Raw genomic sequence first — 19,116 nt, 5'->3', positions numbered from 1 at the left:
TGTTCTAATTCTACCGGAATACTGAACTAACCACAATCGGGTTTCCCCGATGTAACTCATTCGTAATAAAATAGAACCCCAAATTCGGACAGTGTTTCTCAGTGAGCATGATCACTAAGCGTCAGCACGTGCCCGAGTACCGCAGCCGCCACCAGTAGTCGAAGCGTATCGATTTCTATAAAACGCAACGTTTTTAGAAACTAATGTCGCCTACTGGTGCGTTGTCACGTACTCTATAGTTTACCACGTTATGCCAAATTTGACAGCCATTTAGCCGCTTCGCTCATGGCATCGTTTAATCCAGCAGGATTCTTCCCACCGGCTTGGGCAAGGTTTGGCCGACCACCGCCGCCACCATTGATCTTTGGTGAGATTGCTTTGATGAGATCGCCGGCCTTGATGCCCGCCTTCATGGCGCCGTCACTCGCTGCAACGATCAAGTTCGCCTTTTCACCGACCTGGGCACCAAGAACCAGAACGTCGGACAGGTTCTTTTGCCGCCAAGTATCAGCAAGCTGGCGCAATTGATCCATTGAAGAAACTTGCACAACACCGGTGATCAATTGTTTACCATTGATCTCCTGAACGTTATCAAAGATCTTGTCAGCCTGTTGGCCAGCCAACTTGGTTCAACACCGGCCTTTTCGTTCGTCAAGGTCTTAATTTGTTCCTGGAGTTGTGCCACCTTTGCGGGCACTTCTTCAACTTGTGGTGTCTTGAGTGCGGCGGCGGTCGTTGTCAGCAGATCATCATGAGCCTTGAGATACTTATAAGCATCACCGGCTGTCACTGCTTCGATCCGCCGTGTGCCGGCACCGATCCCAGTTTCAGAAACAATCTTGAACAACCCTAATTCGTTGGTATTCTTAACGTGGGTCCCACCGCAGAATTCAATTGAGAAGTCGCCGATGGAAACGACCCGGACCTTGTCGCCATACTTGTCGCTAAACAGCGCGATGGCACCCATCTTCTTACCAGTGGCCTGATCAGTCTCAACCGTCGTAACGGGGATTTCTTCGAAGATCTTCTCGTTGACGATGGCTTCAACCTTAGCCAGGTCCGCTTCAGTCACCTGACCAAAGTGGGTAAAGTCAAATCGCAGGTAGTTTGGTTCAACTAATGAACCAGCTTGCTGGGTATGACCACCAAACACGTTTCGCAGTGCTTGATCCAATAAGTGGGTCGCTGTATGGTTCTTTTCAACCTTACTGTGGGAGCAGCGTCAACCTTTAATTCAAAACTGTCGCCAACGTGCATTGGCTGTTGCAGCTTCAAAGTATGCAGATTTTGACCATTTGGGGCGTGCTGAACGTCCGCCACAGTCGCAACAACGCTGCCATCGGCTGCCAAAATATCACCCTGATCCGCAATTTGGCCACCCATTTCAGCGTAGAATGGTGTTTTATCAAAAATAACCTGCACAGTACCGGCTTCGGCACCGTCAACAAGCGCACCATCCGCGACCATATCCGTCACCTTGGCATCCTTGACGTCTAATTGCGTATAGCCGACGTACTCGCTTGGACTCTTCACGCCAATCAGCAGATCCGTTTGAACCCCCATGGATTCATCCTTACTGCGGGCGTTCCGGGCACGGTCTTGCTGCTTCTTCATTTCAGCCTTAAAACCGTCTTCATCAACGGTAATGCCTTCATCAAGTGTGTATTCACGTGTCAGTTCAACGGGGAAGCCGTAAGTATCATAAAGCTTAAAGGCCTCGGCACCATCAATTTCCTTCGCGCCGCTTTCCTTGGTCTTAGCGACCAGATCATTTAACAGGGCTAACCCGTCAGTCAAGGTTTCGTTAAACCGGTCTTCTTCAGACTTCACGACCTTCGCGATGTAATCAGCTTGTTCTAAGACTTCTGGGTAGTAGGATTGCATTACTTGGCCCACGACGGGAACAAGTTTGTATAAGAACGCCCCGTTGATGCCTAGTTTACGCCCATTAACAACGGCCCGACGAATCAACCGCCGGATCACGTAGCCCCGACCGTCGTTTGACGGCAGCGCGCCATCACCGATAGCAAACGTGATTGCTCGAGAATGGTCAGCGATCACTTTAAATGAAATATCAAGTTTCGGATCAGAATTATAAGTCTTGCCATCACTGAAATCTTCAGTAGCGTGAATCATTGGCAAGAATAAGTCAGTTTCGAAGTTAGTCTTGGCATTTTGGAACACAGAAACGACCCGCTCAAGGCCCATCCCAGTATCAATGTTTTTACGTGGGAGCGGCTTGTATGAGCCATCAGGTTCGTGGTTAAACTGTGAGAACACAATGTTCCACACTTCAAGGTACCGTTCGTTTTCGCCGCCTGGGTAGTTTTCAGGATCATCCTCAGCTAAATTATTAAATGATTCCCCGCGGTCGTAAAAGATTTCTGAATCGGGACCTGAAGGGCCTTCACCGATATCCCAGAAGTTATCTTCCGCTTCGATGATGTGGTCGGGTTGAACGCCCGCTTCCTGCCAGAACTTCTTGGCATCGTCATCTTGGGGATAAACGGTCATGTATAACAGATCGGGATCCCAGTCAAACCAGTCCTTGGAAGTCAGTAACTCCCAGGCCCAGGTAATGGCTTCTTTCTTGAAGTAATCGCCCACTGAGAAGTTCCCCAACATTTCAAACAGGGTGTGGTGCCGGGCAGTCCGACCCACGTTTTCAATATCGTTTGTCCGGATCGACTTTTGTGAACTCGTCAACCGCGGGTTTGAAGGGACAACTGACCCGTTGAAATATTTCTTCATGGTTGCGACCCCTGAATTGATCAAAGCAAGGTTGGATCGTCAACTGGAATCAGTGAAGCGCTCGGTTCAATGGTGTGACCCTTACTCTTGAAAAAGTCCAGATACATTTGGCGGATCTGGCTGCTGCTTAACTGCTTCATAGTGCGTTTATCTCCTTAAAAAAATAATAAAGCACCGCTGTAAGTAAAGACGCCATAGACGCGGTACCACTTTACTTGCAACGATGCTGATCGTTTACCTCTTAAGCTCAAAATCGTTTGAGCAACGTATTCAATTAAACGGCAAGGGAGCACTTTGACTGGGAATCGTTTTTCACAGCTGCCAAAACGTTTCTGAAAGACCGGCCTCAAAGCATATCCTTGTTGTTAACACGAAATTTAGTATAGATGTTCACGCTTTAAATGTCAATCTCGTCAGGTAATAGTAGATTACTCATTCCACGTAGTCTATATCCCCCGCTTCGTTGCGCTGGTCGGCCCTGCAGGCTGAGGTGGGGTCGCTCCGGAACGCCGACCGGCTCCACTACGCTACAATTGCGGCATTAGGTTACTGTCATTAATAAGGAACCACAACCGCTGTCTGATAATCAGTAGATACTAGCACGACAGGTTTAGTATGAAGCATTGCGAATCATGGACTCGAAAGCAGTCAAGGGCGGACTGCTCTTCGAACCAGGGTTAAAGCTATTGTGATGTTTAACAAAAAGAAAAAGTACATCCAACGTGAGTGGAATGGAACAATTTGGCACGGAGTCGCGAACCACCACGATTCCGTGCCAAATTGTGAAATGCAACGGATTTATAAGCTAGTTATAAAACAAAACCATTCCTAAAAACAGAAAGACTACTTATAACGCTCCGACGAAGCTTTCTTTCGCTTCTTAGCCTGGCGCTGTTTTTGCCGAATTTCAATACGGTGTTCCATTTGCTGTTCACGGCTGATGGCTTTCTTAATGCGCCGCTTATATCCTGGTTTGACCTTTTTCTTAGCCTTATGAATGGCACCAGCCATGCTGCCGGAGATTTTAACCGGCTTATTCCCGCGCTTCTTTCGCCGATTACGGTCGAAGGAATCCACGATTTCGCCATTTTTGAGTTCCTTAGGCTTAAAGACAATGCCTAAATCCTCTAATGCTTCAATCTGGTCTTCATCATCTGGTGAGTACAGCGTAATTGCTGTTCCCTGCATGCCCTTACGACCAGTCCGGCCGACACGGTGAATAAAGTAATCCAGATCTTCAGGAATCCCGTCGTTGATCACGTGGGAAACCCCTTCAATATCAATGCCTCGAGCTGCTAAGTCTGTCGCAACCACGAATTGGAAGTCCAGGTTCTGAACCTCGCGCATGACACGTTTCCGTTCCCGAGCTGGCAAATCACCATGAATCACAGCCACTTTAAGGCCCTGACTCTTCAAGAAGTCGGCAATTTCAACGACTCGTTTTTTAGTGTTCGCAAAGACCAACGCTAAGTATGGTTCACCCATCGTCAAAAGCTTGTAGATCAGCTCGTTCTTTGACCGGCCCTTGGTTGATAACAGCCAGTTATCAATGGTTGGACTAATCACTGATTTTACTGGGATCTCTTCGATCACTGGGTTGTCCATGTACTTGCGTAAAAATGGCCGCAACTTGTCAGGAATCGTTGCCGAAAAGACCATCATCTGCAGATTCTCAGGCATCCGCCCAGCAATCTTATCGACCTGTTCCAAGAACCCGAGGTCCAGGGTCATATCAGCTTCGTCGACAACAAATTGCGTTGCGGTGTGAATGTCTAAAGCGTTTGATTGGATCAGATCCAAAACACGACCGGGTGTCCCGATGACGATCTCAGGCTGTTCACGTTGCAGCTTATCGATCTGACGCTTCTTATCCGTGCCACCCACGTAGTTACCGATGCGAATCTCAGCCTCACTATGCTTGGCCAACTGCTTCGCGTCACCATAGATCTGGTAGGCTAACTCACGGCTTGGCGTGGTGATCACAGCTTGAACTTCGTGCTTGTTAGGATCGATCTTATCAAAAATAGGCAATAAAAAGGCGTGGGTCTTCCCACTCCCTGTTTGAGACTGGCCGACAACACTTTTGCCAGCTTTAACGACCGGAATCAATTTTTCTTGAACCGGCGTTGGGGTTTTAAAATTCAATTCCGTTAGGGCTTCGTTTAAAAATGGTTTCAGACCGAAGTCCTTAAAGGATTCACTCATGTTTTTCTCCTTTGTACGCGGTGGTGATTTCGTCTAGTTCCTTGATCACCTGTTTAATTTCATCATCATCATGGGCCACCGCACCACTAGCGAGTGCGTGACCGCCGCCACCGTGGTTTTTAGCAAGATCATTAATGGACGGTCCCTTCGACCGTAACCGGATCCGGAAGGTGTGATCCTTGGATTCCACAAAGATGGCCCAGGCCACGACCTCATTTAGGCGGCCTGGTAATGGTACCACAGCACTGGTACTCTCGTCACCTAAATTAAATGGTTTGACCACTTCATCTGATAACTTAATGTACGCAGCGCCCGATGGCAGAATCGTCAGCGACTGGTACACATAGGCGGACAAGCGTGCCAGCGGCAAGGAAATGGCATCTTCTTGCTGGTTGATATCACTTGCCGAAAAATTGAATGTCATCAGGTCACCAGCGACACGCATGGTGTGCGGTGAGGTTGCGGGGTACATGAACCGGCCAGTATCCCCAACAATGCCGGCATAGAGTAGTCGGGCTGCGTCGTCCGTGCAAGTCAAGTCGTTCTCAAAGGCCTTGTAAAAATCAAATACCAGCTCTGAGGTACTTGATGCTGCCGGTGTTACCCACTGCACATCGCCAAACGCATCGTCGTTTGATGGTGGTCGATCTTAACCAGTTTATCGCCTTTAGTATAGCGGAAATCGTCGACTCTCGGCTGGTTGGCGGTATCAACCACGATCACGAGGGCGTGGTCGTAAACATCGTCTTCAATCACATCGGTCGTGCCAAGCCAGTTAAATCCTGGATATTGTTTCCCAACGCAGTAGATCTTTTTCGTTGGAAAGCTCGCCTTCAAGATGCCTGCCAACCCCATTTGGGAGCCAATGGCGTCCGGGTCAGGCCGCTGGTGGCGGTGAATAATAATGGTGTCATGCTGTTTGATCAAGTCTAAAATTGCTGATTGCGTTTCGCGTAGTGTCATTTTTGTCACCTTTCCGTCCGATATCATACAGTGTCGCCCTTTAGTATACCGTTTTGTGAGCTGTTATTCAAAATCACGATGGTCATTAAAGAGCGGTAATTTTATATTTTCAAACGCTTGCGGTGCCAGGCCAGTCAGCGTGATGCCAAGCAGGCGAATTCCATCATCCGGCGCTGGCATCTGCGTCATTAACTGCTGTGCCAACCGTAAAAATTCATCCGCTGACGTCTCAATAAAATCTGCCTGGGTAAACCGTTTAGTGATCGTCTTGAAGTCACCGTAACGCACCTTTAGAACAACAGTCCTGCCATGAGTCTGCTTCTTGCGCACTTCTGCGGCCACCATTCCCGCTAATTTAGTCAACTGGGTCGTCACTTCGCCCTGAGTCGTCAAAAACGGCCAGTACGTGCGCTCCTTGCCAATTGACTTACGATCCCGCTGATATTCAACGGGGCGGTTATCCACACCCCGAACACGCTGATAGAGCACCTCACCAAACCGCCCAAACTGGTTGATCAGATCCATTTCATGCCACTTTAAGAGGTCGGCGCCATTCGTAATATTGAGGTCGTGCATCTTAGGCACGGTCTTCTTCCCGACGCCGCGGAAGCGTTCAATTGGCAGCTTCGCCAAAAAATCAGGTGCGTCTTCAGCATGGATCACAGTGACACCAACCGGTTTACGGTAGTCGGAAGCTTCCTTAGCTAAAAACTTACTGTATGAAATGCCGACTGAACAAGTCAGGTGAGTCTCCTGCCAAATTTGACGCTGCATCTCGGCCGCTAAAACAACGGGGTCTTTGATGTCAGGTTTATTCTGGGTCACATCCAGATAGGCTTCATCAAACGCGACCGTTTCAATGATGTCCGTATATTGATGAAAGATCTCATGAATGTGGTCAGAGATTTCCCGATAATGCGGAAAATTCGGTGGAATAAACGTCGCTTTTGGGCACAATTTTAACGCCTGCTGAGCCGGCATCGCCGAATGGATCCCATACTGCCGCGCCACGTAGTTTGCGGTTGTCACAACGCCGCGGCCGCCAGTTGTTCGCGGATCACGAGTGATCACTAAGGGAACGGTCTTGTAAGCTGGGGTATCCCGCTCTTCAATTGACGCATAAAACGCATCCATATCGACGTGCAAAATGTGTCGATGATCATCAATTTGCGTTGGATTATCCAAGTTACCGCCCCCTTACTTTCACCTAAAACATCATTCCATTATAGCGAAGGTCCTGAACGCTTGCAAGCCAGAAAACCGCGTGCAGTAACGAAGCCAGAGAATCCCACGCCAAATAAAAAAACCTCCCAATAACGGGAGATTCTAAACAACCAAGCACCTATTTGTCAGCGTCTTGATCAGTAGTTTCATCTGAGTCGGCTGGTTTGTCTGCCGTTTCAGTTGAAGCGGTGTCAGCAGCTGCATCGTCAGCTGGCTTTGTTTCTGCCTTGGCTGGTTCTGCGGCGACTTCTGAACTAGCTGCCCGTTGAGAAACTGAACCGATCGCGTTTAAGTCAAAGACTAAGAAAATGCCATCGCAGTCAATGGTTACGGTCTTGGCTTCGTTGTTGATCTCATCAACAACACCATGAAGCCGACCAATGGTAACAACGTGGTCACCCTTTTGAAGCTTTGATAATGTATCTTGATGCTTTTGTTGTTGCTTACGTTGCGGCCGAATCATCAAGAAGTACATGGCCACGATCATGACCAGGATCAAGATGATACCGGAATAGCTACTAGCGGAACTTGCTGCTAAAACTGTCAATTGTTTCACCCACCTTTTCGTCTACTCTATAATTTAACAAAAAATTGGACCTTCGTCCATGGTATCTCTGAAAACGCTAGAAATTTTTGGGGTTCGGGACGTTATAACCGTATGCTTCAAAGAAGTTTTCTCTAAATTCCAACAAATTATCGTCCATAATTGCCTGACGAACCTGTTTCATCAAATGGAGTAAGAAATACAAATTATGGTAACTTGTCAACCGCAGTCCAAAACTCTCATCAGCTTTAAACAAGTGGCGAATATACGCCCGCGTATAGTTTCGGCACGCGTAGCAGTCACAATTATCGTCAATTGGACTGAAATCACGTTCGTACTGTGCGTTCTTCACTGTCACCCGACCGTGACTCGTCATGCAGGTCCCACGACGCGCGATCCGTGTTGGCAGCACGCAGTCAAACATGTCGATGCCGCGCATGACGCCATCGATGAGGGAGTCAGGCGACCCGACCCCCATGAGGTAACGCGGTTTATTCGTTGGCAACATTGGCGTTGTAAATTCTAGCACCTGGTTCATTTCCGCCTTAGATTCACCGACGGACAACCCACCGATCGAGTAGCCAGGAAAATCCATGCTGACCAGATCATTGGCTGATTGGCGACGTAGTTCTTCGTAACCGGCCCCTTGAACAATGCCAAACAACCCTTGCCAATCAGGGTTACGATGTGCATTCAACCGCGTTCTGCCCACCGAGACGTCCGTTCAACGGAGTGTTTGATGTAGTCGTAGCTCTCAAAGAAGGGCGGACATTCATCCAAACTCATCATGATGTCGGGTCCCAAATCGTTTTCGATCTGCATCGCCTTTTCAGGAGACAAGAATAGTTTGTCTCCGTTAGACGGATTTCTAAAATGAACGCCTTCCTCGGTGATGTTGCGATTCTCAGCAAGTGAAAAGACCTGAAAGCCGCCAGAATCAGTCAAAATTGGTTTCTGCCAGTTCATAAACTTGTGCAGCCCACCGGCCTCTTTGACGAGATCTTCGCCGGGTTGCAGCCAAAGGTGATAAGTATTGGCCAAAATCACACCAGCACCCATCTCATCAAGTTCTTCCGGGGCCAAAGACTTTACTGTAGCCTGAGTGCCAACCGGCATGAACATGGGTGTTGGAAAGGTACCGTGTGGTGTGATCAGCTCACCAAGCCGTGCGCCAGTGTGTTTTTCAGTTTTAATTAAGCGATACTTAATCGCTGGTTCCATAAAAGAATGTGCCTCCGTTCTTGAAAATCGTTCCTTTAATGTAGCATGGATCAGAGTGTGGAGCAAGGCGCCTAGGGGCAGAATGTAACGGACTCTGGCAGAAAATCCCGGGTTTGGATTTTTGCCAGAGTCCGTTACATTGCCGCCCCTTGCCTTGCGAAACACGTTTCGACAATGTGACAGAGAAGGCGGTAGCCAATAGTACAATGTAGATCTAAAGCGTTATTACTATTTGTTGTTAATGCGCATTCCTCAATTAATAAATTTAGAAACTGAGATCATTGTTTTGAAGTTCTCTGTCCTCGAGCCGAAACGCGTTCAGTAAGCGAGGCTAACGTGTAAGAGGGTTCTGACAAAATTGCCAAGATTGCGTTTTTTGTTATTAGAGAGCCACTTGCGACGTGCTTTGCTTTTATCTAGCGGAAACGCGTTCAGCAAGGCTGAGGGCTACTGCATAAGCTAACTCTGGCAAAAATGCCAAAATCAGGCATTTCTTGTGGGCCTCTGTCCTCGAGCCGAAACGCGTTCAGCAAGGCACGGGGCTAACGTGTAACGGACTCTGACCAAAAAGTCAGACCCGGACTTTTCGGTCAGAGTCCGTTACACACCGCCCCTAAACCGCCTTGCTTCACGCTCTACTTAATGAACATCGCATCCCCAAAACTAAAGAACCGATATTTCTCTTCAATGGCGTGCTGATAGGCATTCAAAATGTTATCTCTGCCCGTAAAGGCTGCCACCAACATAACTAGCGTTGATTTTGGCAAGTGGAAATTAGTGATGAATGCATCCACTACTTTCCACTGGTAGCCTGGGAAGATGAAGATGTCCGTCCAGCCAGAATCAGCCTTGATCTCACCGTTAAACTTTGTGCCGATTGTCTCCAACGTTCTAATTGACGTTGTCCCCGTGGCCACAATGCGACCACCGTTGGCTCGGACTTCATTCAGTGTTTTTGCAGATTCTTCTGACAACCGATAGAACTCAGAGTGCATCTTATGGTCATCAATATTTTTCTCGTCGACTGGCCGGAATGTCCCCAGACCAACATGGAGCGTCAAATAAACAAGCTTAATGCCCTTGTCCTGTACTTTTTGCAAGAGTTCTTTCGTCCAGTGCAAACCAGCTGTTGGCGCAGCTGCAGAACCTGATTCGCGCGCATAAACCGTTTGGTAGCGTTCAGGATCATCCAACTTTTCCTTAATATAAGGAGGCAGTGGTGTTTCACCCAATTTTTCCAAAATCTCCATAAAGATCCCATCGTAATGGAATTCAATCATCCGGCCACCATGCTCTAATTCCTTGGTGACGGTTGCCGTTAACTGACCATCGCCAAACGTGACCGTTGTCCCGACTTTGATGCGCTTCGCCGGCTTCATGAGCGTCTCCCACTCGTCGCCATTAGTGTTATGTAACAGCAGCACTTCAACATGACCGCCAGTATCCGGTTTTATCCCGTAAATGCGGGCTGGCATGACCCGTGAATCATTCATGACCACCGCGTCACCGGCATGCAGTTCATCAATGATGTCATAAAAATGCTTATCTTCTAAAGCGCCAGTGGCATGGTCCATTACCAAAAGACGGGATGCATCCCGTTTTTCAATGGGGGTTTGTGCAATGAGTTCGTGCGGTAGATCATAGTCAAAATCATCTGTAGTCAGTGTCATGGTCGTCTTCCTTTCAAGGTTGAGCAGTATTAGTCGTTATGCGGTTCTGGAATGCCAAGGTGTTCATACGCTTGAGCCGTGACCATTCGGCCGCGGGCAGTGCGTTTAATGAACCCCAGCTGTAACAAGAACGGCTCGTACATTTCCGCAACAGTTTCGGTTTCTTCACCAATGTTAGCGGCGATCGTGTTTAATCCCACCGGACCGCCATCATAGTAAGTAATCATCGTTTTAAGTAATTTAATATCCGTTCGGTCGAGTCCCTGATCATCAACTTGCAACATGTTCAATGCTTTTTGAACGATTGCTAAATCAATGCCGTCATGGGACGTCGACACCTCCGCAAAATCACGGATCCGCTTGAGCAGCCGGTTTGCAATTCGCGGCGTTCCTCGTGACCGGCGCGCAATTTCGTGAGCGCCCTGCTCATCGATCGGTGAATGCAGAATGCCTGCAGACCGAATCACAATCTGTTCAAGATCGGCGACATCGTAATAGGCCATGTGTCCCACGATACCAAACCGGTCGCGCAATGGCGCTGATAAGAGTCCGGCCCGCGTCGTCGCACCGATCAATGTAAATGGCGGTAACGGGAAATGGACGGGGTGGGCAGTTGGTCCCTGACCCACCACGATATCAACAAAGAAATCTTCCATCGCCGAATACAGCATTTCCTCAACAATTTTAGGGAGCCGATGAATTTCATCAATAAACAGCACATCGCCCGGCTGCAATTCATTCAGCAACGCAACGAGATCACCCGTTTTTTCAATTGCAGGGCCACTCGTCGTTTTAATACCGACCTGCATTTCACTAGCAATGATCATTGCCAGCGTCGTTTTACCTAAACCAGGAGGCCCGTAAAGCAGCACATGATCCAAGGCTTCTTCCCGCTGTTTGGCCGCTTGGATATAGACTTTAAGTTCGTCTTTTAAGGCTGACTGGCCAATGTATTGATCCAGCGAACTTGGTCGTAATGACTGTTCAACAGCTGACTCTTCGTCACCCTGTGGCTGACCGGAAACCAACCGTTCATCATCATCGTTCACAATGTCACCTCCCCTATGCGTTTGTTAATAGTTTCAATCCGGCGCTTAAATAATCGTCAGTGGTTTTGCCTGGTTCTTGGCTCAAAGTGGCTTCGAGTTTTGCCACGTCGCGATCGCGATAACCAAGTGCTGTCAGTGCTGCCAAGCATCCGCCAACTGCGGATTGTCTGAGGTTGGTGTTTCGGGCTCACGCTGCGTGGCAAATAACCCAACCTCACCCAGGTCTTCCAGTTTATCTTTAAGATCAAGCACAATTTGCTGCGCGGTCTTTTTCCCAACGCCCGGAAAATGGGTTAAAAATTTAACATCGTTATCTTGAATGGCCCGAATAATTGCGGCCTGATCGCCGTTAGCAAGAATGGCAAGCGCACTTTTAGCACCGATGCCAGAAACCGCTAATAGTTTTTCGAAAAGTTTTTTCTCATCCAAAGTCGCAAATCCATATAATACTTGGGCGGTATCACTGATCGTCTGGTGCACGTACACGCGCACAAGTTGATCACCAACCTCGTACTGATAGGGATTGGCGGCTCGAACGAGGTAGCCAACGCCGTGCACGTCAACCACGATGTACGCGGGTTGAACGTCGGTGATCCGGCCCTCTAAATACTGAAACATGGTGTGATCGTCCCCCATTTCCTTACCGTTTAAAAACGTATGTTTGCCTAAAAAGTGTACCATGAAACAAGGCGTTGAATCAAGCTTGAGTGTCAGGCTGAGTGCCGGTTTGTTGGTTGGTGTTAACGTTTGATCTGTCAAGGGTTACGAGGCACGTCGGTGTTGAGTTGCCGTTGGTTTAGGTGTGGCTTTTGTGCCACTTTTTTGACTCATTCCAAACCGACTAAGCAGTATTTTTTTGGCAACCGTGCCGAAACGGGTTTCGGAAAACTGAGACCGGCCACGTAAGGCGCAGGTGTGACAAATCCAGGACCGGGATTTATCACGCCCGTGCCTTACGTTCTGGTCTCACCCGTTTTCCTTCACCCTCTAAAAAAAAGCCCAGCCATCGGCCAAGCTTACTTTGGTGTTTTTGCTCCCTTTTCTTTTGCTTCTTCATTTTCGATCTTCTGGCGGTCATGCGGTTTCAACGGGTCCGGTTTCACACCCAGAGCGCCGATACCGGCAAAGATTCCAAAATAGTACGTCAGGATCCGCCACAACAGCATGGCCAACACTAATTTGCTGGAGTTGGTAATGTAGCTTCTAAATAAAACTTCAAAACTATATTCCGCCCCGCCTTCACCACCCGGAATTGGAAGATGGAGATCACCATGATGATCAGAATATGCAGGCATGTGACCATAACGGCGTTGACGTGTGAATAGCCAAGTGCCAGCATGATAAAGTATGGGACAAGGTAATAGAACAGGAGTTGAAAGAACGTCACGATAACCACTTCGATCAGCAACTTACGCTCACTGAGTAGTCGCACACTTTCGTCGTAAAACAAGTCCACTTTATTATCCAGGTTCGCGGCCATTTTCGAGACCCGTTCCGGTTTCATAAAGAACTTGAGCGGCCAGGTCACGACCTTAATTAATTTTTTAGTAAATCGCGGCCAAAACATGATCAGCAGTAAGCCGACAATGACTGAAAAATGGATAATGAAGCCTAACACTACAAAGAGTGCTAGGTAGCTCATTTTAGCGACCATGTAATGAAAGCCGATGATCAAGGCAATCAGGAAGTTGATGACAATCATCGCCTGAAAGACAACGAACTTCATCAGCAGGATGGAGCTTGCCCGACCACCATCAACACCCGATTGCAGCATCGCCACTAACTGGGCCGGCTGCCCACCGGAAGAAAACGGTGTAATGCCGTTAAACAACTGCTCGATCAACGGGATCCGCAGCGCGCTCTTGTACGAATATTTTCCTAATCGTTTCTCAACCAGCAGCTTAACGATCAGTCCTTCAAGGCCGAAGTACACACACATACAGCCGATGGCTACTGCCAGCCACCAAAGATTAATGGTGGTAAAGTCATGAATCAAAATACTGATCTTGATGTCGCACAGGGAATACCCAAAAACGCCAAGTCCTAAGATCAGCATCAGGACCAGTACCAGTTTATTACGTCTCGACATAGTTTCTATCCTCTTTTACGTAGATGTGCTTGATCCTGATAGAACTTGACCCAGATCTTAACGAGTCGATCTTCGGAATAGTAATCAGCAGCGTCCTTTGCCTTATCCTGCAACGCCTGTAGAGCCGCCGGATCATCGCGCAGTTCATGGAGATCTCGATCCATTTCGTCAACGTCATCAGCGCCAAGATAGTCACCTTTTAAGATGGCATCATACAGGTCAAGGTTACGCACCAGGACTGGGGTATGGGTACTGAACGACTCCAAAACTGACATGGGAAAGAGCTCGTTATAGGACGGTAACAGAAAAACATCGGCCATATTATAGTAGTCCACTAACTTGTTGCGGTCGACGATTCCTGGAAAGCTCAGGTTAGCCGGCGGATCATCAACCACTTTCTTCAGTTCCGCATAACCGTCTGTGATCCGGCCAAAGGAAAAGCCTCCCGTCCAAATGAACTGCATATCGGGATTGCGTTTTGCCAATTCGATAAAGTCTGGGACCCCTTTTCGAACCTGGACTTGACCAGACCCTAGAACGGTAAACTTATCGGGAAAATGATACTGTTCCCGCAACTCAGTCCGCTTCTTATCCGTCACTGGATAGAAGGTACTGCTGCTGACAAAGTTAGGAATATAAGTGATTTTTGCCTCTGGAATCCCATACGCCATCAATTTTTCCTTAAAACTGGGGTTCACCACGACCAGCTGATCCATCCGTTTATAAAACGCAATGACATACCGGTAAAAAATCCCCTTAAACAGTCGAGGAAGTTTAAGACTCCCCTCAAGTGTTTCAGGCAAAAAATGAACGAACCCGATCTTGCGGCCGCGATTCGGCATAAAGGTCGATAAATAATACTGCGGATTGATGGTGTGATAATGACTAATATCAGCCCGTCCGTAGGTGTTGACCTGAATCTTCAATTCATCATTTGCCTGTGTTCGCAGCAATCGCAACAGTTCGACGTAGACACTGCCAACGCCCTGACCGGCAACTTTATCCGCTGTTGAAAACATGGTTATCTTTAACATTTGGCACTCCTCATCATAATCCGCAGTCGTTGTAACCCCAACCGCTAGCCTAGCACCCCAACTGATAGTATCACTCAAAATAAAACACGCAAAAAGGCAAAAACTCGTCCCGAATTTCTGCCTTTTCCAGTCTTCTACACTTAGTTACTGATTCCAGCTGAGTCTTCATGAACTTGCTCGTAAGCGAGTTGACAGTCCTGATAAAACGCAACGACCTGTTCGCCAAACGCATCTGACGACGAATCGTGCAACGTTTTCTTAAGCGTTTCTTGGTCCTTAATAACAGGATCCTTAAGAAAATGCACCATATCGGCAACCATCTCATCAAAGCTGGCAAAGGTACTGCCAAGCGTATCGCCCGCCAACAGGTCATCAGTATATGGGCTGTGTTTGACAACGATCTTGGTGCCAGCTGCCAACGACTCAATGTAGGTCAGTCCCTGAGATTCTGATTCAGAAGCTGAGACAAAGAGGTCGGCAGCTTGGTAAAATGCGGCAACCTTGTCGTTATTGATCTCACCGGTAAAAATAACGTGGTCGTCTAGTTTCAGATTCTTAACCTGTTGTTCGAGTGTTTCCCGGGCTGGACCATCACCAACGATCAACATCTTGGCGTTCGGCAATTCGTCGATCACCTTTGGCATCCCATCGATAACTTCTTTAATATTTTTTTCAAACGCAAGCCGGCTGAGTGATAAAATCAGCGGTGCATCTGGTGAAATGTTGTAAGTTTCACGAACATTTAGCGCACTTGGCTGCGCATACTGATCCAAGACAATGCCAGTTGGAATGACACGAATCGGTGTCTTAACACCATACCCGGTTAGCGTATCGATCACACGATCACTTGGCGCAACCACGCCATCTAAATGGGCACAAAACGCAAGCGTCATTTGTTTAACGTGCACCGGCTTTAAAATTTTACCGTTAGCCACATAGTGCAGGTAATCCTCATACATTGTATGGTAGGTATGCAGACACGGAATCTTAAGGTTCCGCGCCACAAATTTGCCGATCCACCCCATTGAGAACTCGGTTTGCGTATGAATAATGTCTAAATCCAGTTCTTTCGCAATTTGATAGGCATGAAACAGCCCACGAAACGCGATGCGCCGGTCAGTAAACGACACAAACGGCACACTTGGGAACCGGAAAATATTGCGTTCATATACGTCGCGCTCAATATGCGGGTCAGTCGTCGTGAAAATGTAGACTCTATGCCCTTGTTTTTCAAGTTCGTGTTTTAAAATTTTAATGGATGTGGCAACACCACTTACCTGAGGGAAGTAGGTATCCGTAAATAGTCCAATGTTCACGCTGATCCCCCCAACAAAATTAGTTCAACATAACGGACAGAACTTATTAAATCTGTACCGCTTCTACAGTCTAATAATGGACTTCAAACGCCCATGTTATCACAATTAATCATACGCCCTCTTTAGCGTTAGTCCAAGCCAAACGGCCGATAACTTCGTAAATTGGCATGTAAATTTAACAATTTAACAAATTGACAGGTTAGTTACTTCAGTAATTAACTATATAGCATTTTGCGCCGTAACGCAACCGCCAATCAAATAACCAATTGTCTTGAATTGAAAAGTTACCCTATCCTACCGAGTTGAACGAGTCCTGTCAACTTCAATTAACCACCTGTTACTAGTCTTTTTTGAAGTCAATGCCATTGGCTGATCTCGCCGTTAGGACCTGGTGAATACATACTATATCCCATATAATATGATTTTACAAGTATCTTACGTGACTGACGAGCTGGTGTCAAGCCACAGCGTTGTTTATTTCGTCTGCATCACGAACCCGTGCACACCCTATGCATCACAAAAGCACCAGCCCAAATTCCTATCCTGGATTTTGGGCTGGTGCTTTTGTGTTTTTAGGATGTTAGTTTTTTATTCACATAATTTTTCTTGTCAGCTGTGCTGAAACGTAATTCGGAAAACTGAAAAATTCTATCTATTTTCCATAGTGGAAGCGCGCTCCGCAATGGGTACTCTCCATTGTTGGGTGATTCAAAGTAGCACTTAATGTCGCTTCGTTCCACCGTTCGGCCCTGCAGGCTGAAGTAAGAGTGTGGAGCAGGCCTGCGGAACACGTTTCCGCAATATACACTAGAAATTCAAAGATCTCCTATGTCTCCCGTGTTCGTAACCGGCTTAAGGACGGCCGCTAACGACCACCGACAACCACAGAGCCTGCAATGCCGGATGGCTCCACTACCCTGCAATGCTGACAGTGGTCATCACAGTTAATAAGTCTTCAAAAGTGGTATCACGAAACCTCTATATTAATCGTTACTGGTGACAGACACATCATGAGAAGCATTGCTGTTAATTGCCTTACTAGCAGTCGAGGGCGGATTCTCTTCAAACTTGGTTTAACACCAATGTGATGCTTAACTAGTAGTAAAAATAAGCTCAACGTGAGTAGAATGCAGCAATTTGGCACGGAGCTGTGGTGTCGACATCAGTTAGCGACCGTTCTTCGGTCGGTTACTGATGTGCGAGACGATTGAGATCCACTCGAGAGCTGCGCAGCAGAAATCGAGTTAGCTCAGTCGCGAGCCACTACACGGAGTGCCAAATTGCGGAATGCAACGGACTATCACCTAACATTCGAAAGGCCCTCCGCTTCCTCCCGTTTTCCTACACGCTCTAAAACACGAATTCATCCACCAATTTAATCACTTCTTCATTGGTGCCAGCATGAATCGCCTTATCGGCTAAAACAGCCATCTTAGCCGAATCTAACCGGCGAAACAACGCCCGTGTTTTTAGAATGCTTGTTGCACTCATTGAGAACTCGTCTAAGCCCATGCCGACCAAAATTGGGACTGCCAACTGGTCACCCGCCATTTCGCCGCACATGGCCGCAATTTTGCCCTCCTGATGACAGGCATCGATCACGTGTTTGATCAAACGTAAAATCGCTGGGTTGTAGGGTTGATAAAGGTAAGAAACGCGTTCATTCGTGCGGTCAGCAGCCATTGAATACCCGATCAGGTCGTTCGTGCCGATACTCATAAAATCGACTTCCTTAGCAAACTGATCGGCCAAAATAGCGGCAGCCGGCACCTCAACCATTATGCCCAACTGCGGGTCGCCTACCGGAACGTCGTCATCCAGCAACTTCTGATGTTCCTCCTTGGTGATCCGCTTTGCCGAGCGAAACTCATCAAGTGTTGCGATCATCGGAAACATGATACCAAGATCACCATAGGCCGATGCCCGCAACAGCGCCCGTAATTGGGTTCTAAAGATTGCCGTCTTACTTAGGCTGATCCGAATCGCCCGGTAGCCCATAAACGGATTCATTTCTTTTGGCATGTCCAAATAAGGCAACCCCTTGTCACCACCAATATCCATGGTGCGCACGACAACGGGTTTGCCCGCCATGCCTTGAACAACGGTCCTATAGGCTTCAAACTGGTCATCTTCGGTTGGCCAATTATTGGCATTCATGTACAGAAACTCGCTGCGAAATAAGCCGACACCCTCAGCCCCATTTGTCTTTACGGCAGTCAGGTCCTCTGGTGTCCCAATGTTGGCAGCTAGAACGTGGTGGACACCATCCTTCGTCACACTTGGCTTGTCTTGCAGTTTCTGCCACTCGATCCGCTGTGTTTGATAATCGATTGCCATATCGTGGTATTCCTGACGTTCAGTGCTTGTTGGCTGCAAAATCGCCTGGCCGTGAATGCCATCCAAAATAAGTGGCTGGCCATCTTCAATCAGTGACGTTGCTTCTTTGGTACCAACAACCGCTGGAATTTCAAGCGTTCGCGACATAATTGCGGAGTGAGAGGTTCGCCCACCGATATCGGTAATGAACCCCTTCACAAATCGGCGATCTAATTGAGCCGTATCACTTGGGGTCAGATCATGAGCGACCACGATCACTTCATGGTCGATCAGCGCCGGATTCGGCAATTCAACACCCAGCAAATGCGCTAATACCCGCTTTGTCACGTCCCGAATATCGCCAGACCGCTCACGCATATACGGGTTATCCTGCATGTTTTCAAACAGTTTAACGTACGAATCCGTGACAACGGTCAGCGCCTCCTCGGCACTCACCCGCTGGTCACGGATTTGTTTAACAATCTGCCGAATCATTTCTGGATCGGACAGAATGGCGAGGTGCGCGTCGAAAACGGCGGCTTCATCCTCACCCATTGTTTGAATAGCATGTTCTTTGATCTGCGCCAATTCACGTTTAGACGCAACAAGCGCAGCGGATAACCTGGTTGCCTGGGCATTAACATCAGAGATCTTGACCTTATCAAAAGACAGGTCCGGATCTACCAGCCGATATGACTCGGCAATCGCAACACCATCGCTGGCGGCGATTCCGT

The 19,116-nt window shown here is 47.9% G+C and carries 8 protein-coding genes and 5 pseudogenes; all 13 read right to left on the bottom strand.

Going from position 1 to position 19,116, the window contains the following annotated elements:
• Positions 1-248: 248 nt before the first annotated feature.
• Positions 249-2,891 (bottom strand): annotated as a pseudogene (gene alaS, locus JCM11969_RS07685) (alanine--tRNA ligase).
• Between the two features lie 703 nt (positions 2,892-3,594).
• On the bottom strand, positions 3,595-4,956 hold the full coding sequence (locus tag JCM11969_RS07680; protein ID WP_054710077.1) for a DEAD/DEAH box helicase: 1,362 nt from the start codon (positions 4,954-4,956) through the stop codon (positions 3,595-3,597).
• Positions 4,949-5,919: pseudogene (locus JCM11969_RS07675) on the bottom strand (DHH family phosphoesterase). The gene JCM11969_RS07680 and the pseudogene JCM11969_RS07675 overlap by 8 nt, the downstream one beginning before the upstream one ends.
• A 63-nt stretch (positions 5,920-5,982) precedes the next feature.
• A complete protein-coding gene (dinB, locus tag JCM11969_RS07670; RefSeq protein WP_054710118.1) occupies positions 5,983-7,053 on the bottom strand; it encodes a DNA polymerase IV in 1,071 nt (356 codons plus the stop codon).
• Positions 7,054-7,261: 208 nt separating this feature from the next.
• Positions 7,262-7,699: a preprotein translocase subunit YajC gene (gene yajC, locus JCM11969_RS07665; protein WP_420864753.1), complete on the bottom strand. Its 438-nt coding sequence runs from the start codon at positions 7,697-7,699 to the stop codon at positions 7,262-7,264.
• Positions 7,700-7,766: 67 nt separating this feature from the next.
• A pseudogene (gene tgt, locus JCM11969_RS07660) lies at positions 7,767-8,908 on the bottom strand (tRNA guanosine(34) transglycosylase Tgt).
• 635 nt (positions 8,909-9,543) lie between these two features.
• Positions 9,544-10,578: a tRNA preQ1(34) S-adenosylmethionine ribosyltransferase-isomerase QueA gene (gene queA, locus JCM11969_RS07655; RefSeq protein ID WP_054710074.1), complete on the bottom strand. Its 1,035-nt coding sequence runs from the start codon at positions 10,576-10,578 to the stop codon at positions 9,544-9,546.
• A 29-nt stretch (positions 10,579-10,607) separates the two neighbouring features.
• Positions 10,608-11,627 (bottom strand): Holliday junction branch migration DNA helicase RuvB, encoded by a 1,020-nt coding sequence (ruvB, locus tag JCM11969_RS07650; RefSeq protein WP_054710071.1) that lies wholly within the window; start codon positions 11,625-11,627, stop codon positions 10,608-10,610.
• Between the two features lie 13 nt (positions 11,628-11,640).
• Positions 11,641-12,245, bottom strand: a pseudogene (gene ruvA / locus JCM11969_RS07645) (Holliday junction branch migration protein RuvA).
• A 398-nt stretch (positions 12,246-12,643) separates the two neighbouring features.
• Positions 12,644-13,716 (bottom strand): annotated as a pseudogene (locus JCM11969_RS07640) (lysylphosphatidylglycerol synthase transmembrane domain-containing protein).
• 5 nt (positions 13,717-13,721) lie between these two features.
• On the bottom strand, positions 13,722-14,750 hold the full coding sequence (locus tag JCM11969_RS07635; protein WP_054710068.1) for a glycosyltransferase family 4 protein: 1,029 nt from the start codon (positions 14,748-14,750) through the stop codon (positions 13,722-13,724).
• A 140-nt stretch (positions 14,751-14,890) separates the two neighbouring features.
• Positions 14,891-16,066, bottom strand: coding sequence for a glycosyltransferase family 4 protein (locus tag JCM11969_RS07630; RefSeq protein ID WP_054710064.1), 1,176 nt, complete (start codon positions 16,064-16,066; stop codon positions 14,891-14,893).
• Positions 16,067-17,416: 1,350 nt separating this feature from the next.
• Entirely contained in the window at positions 17,417-19,111 is a 1,695-nt protein-coding gene (gene ptsP / locus JCM11969_RS07625) for a phosphoenolpyruvate--protein phosphotransferase (RefSeq protein ID WP_054710062.1), read from the bottom strand.
• Positions 19,112-19,116 lie beyond the last annotated feature (5 nt).

It is taken from the genome of Secundilactobacillus paracollinoides DSM 15502 = JCM 11969 (genome assembly GCF_001311135.1).
Lineage (GTDB): Bacteria > Bacillota > Bacilli > Lactobacillales > Lactobacillaceae > Secundilactobacillus > Secundilactobacillus paracollinoides.
This window is presented reverse-complemented; position numbering and strand designations above follow the sequence as displayed.

What these genes read in the sequence shown, in the direction of transcription:
- JCM11969_RS07680 (WP_054710077.1), bottom strand. Translation starts at nt 4,956, where the DNA reads ATGAGTGAATCCTTTAAGGACTTCGGTCTGAAACCATTTTTAAACGAA.
- dinB (WP_054710118.1), bottom strand. Translation starts at nt 7,053, where the DNA reads ATGGATGCGTTTTATGCGTCAATTGAAGAGCGGGATACCCCAGCTTAC.
- JCM11969_RS07635 (WP_054710068.1), bottom strand. Translation starts at nt 14,750, where the DNA reads ATGTTAAAGATAACCATGTTTTCAACAGCGGATAAAGTTGCCGGTCAG.
- queA (WP_054710074.1), bottom strand. Translation starts at nt 10,578, where the DNA reads ATGACACTGACTACAGATGATTTTGACTATGATCTACCGCACGAACTC.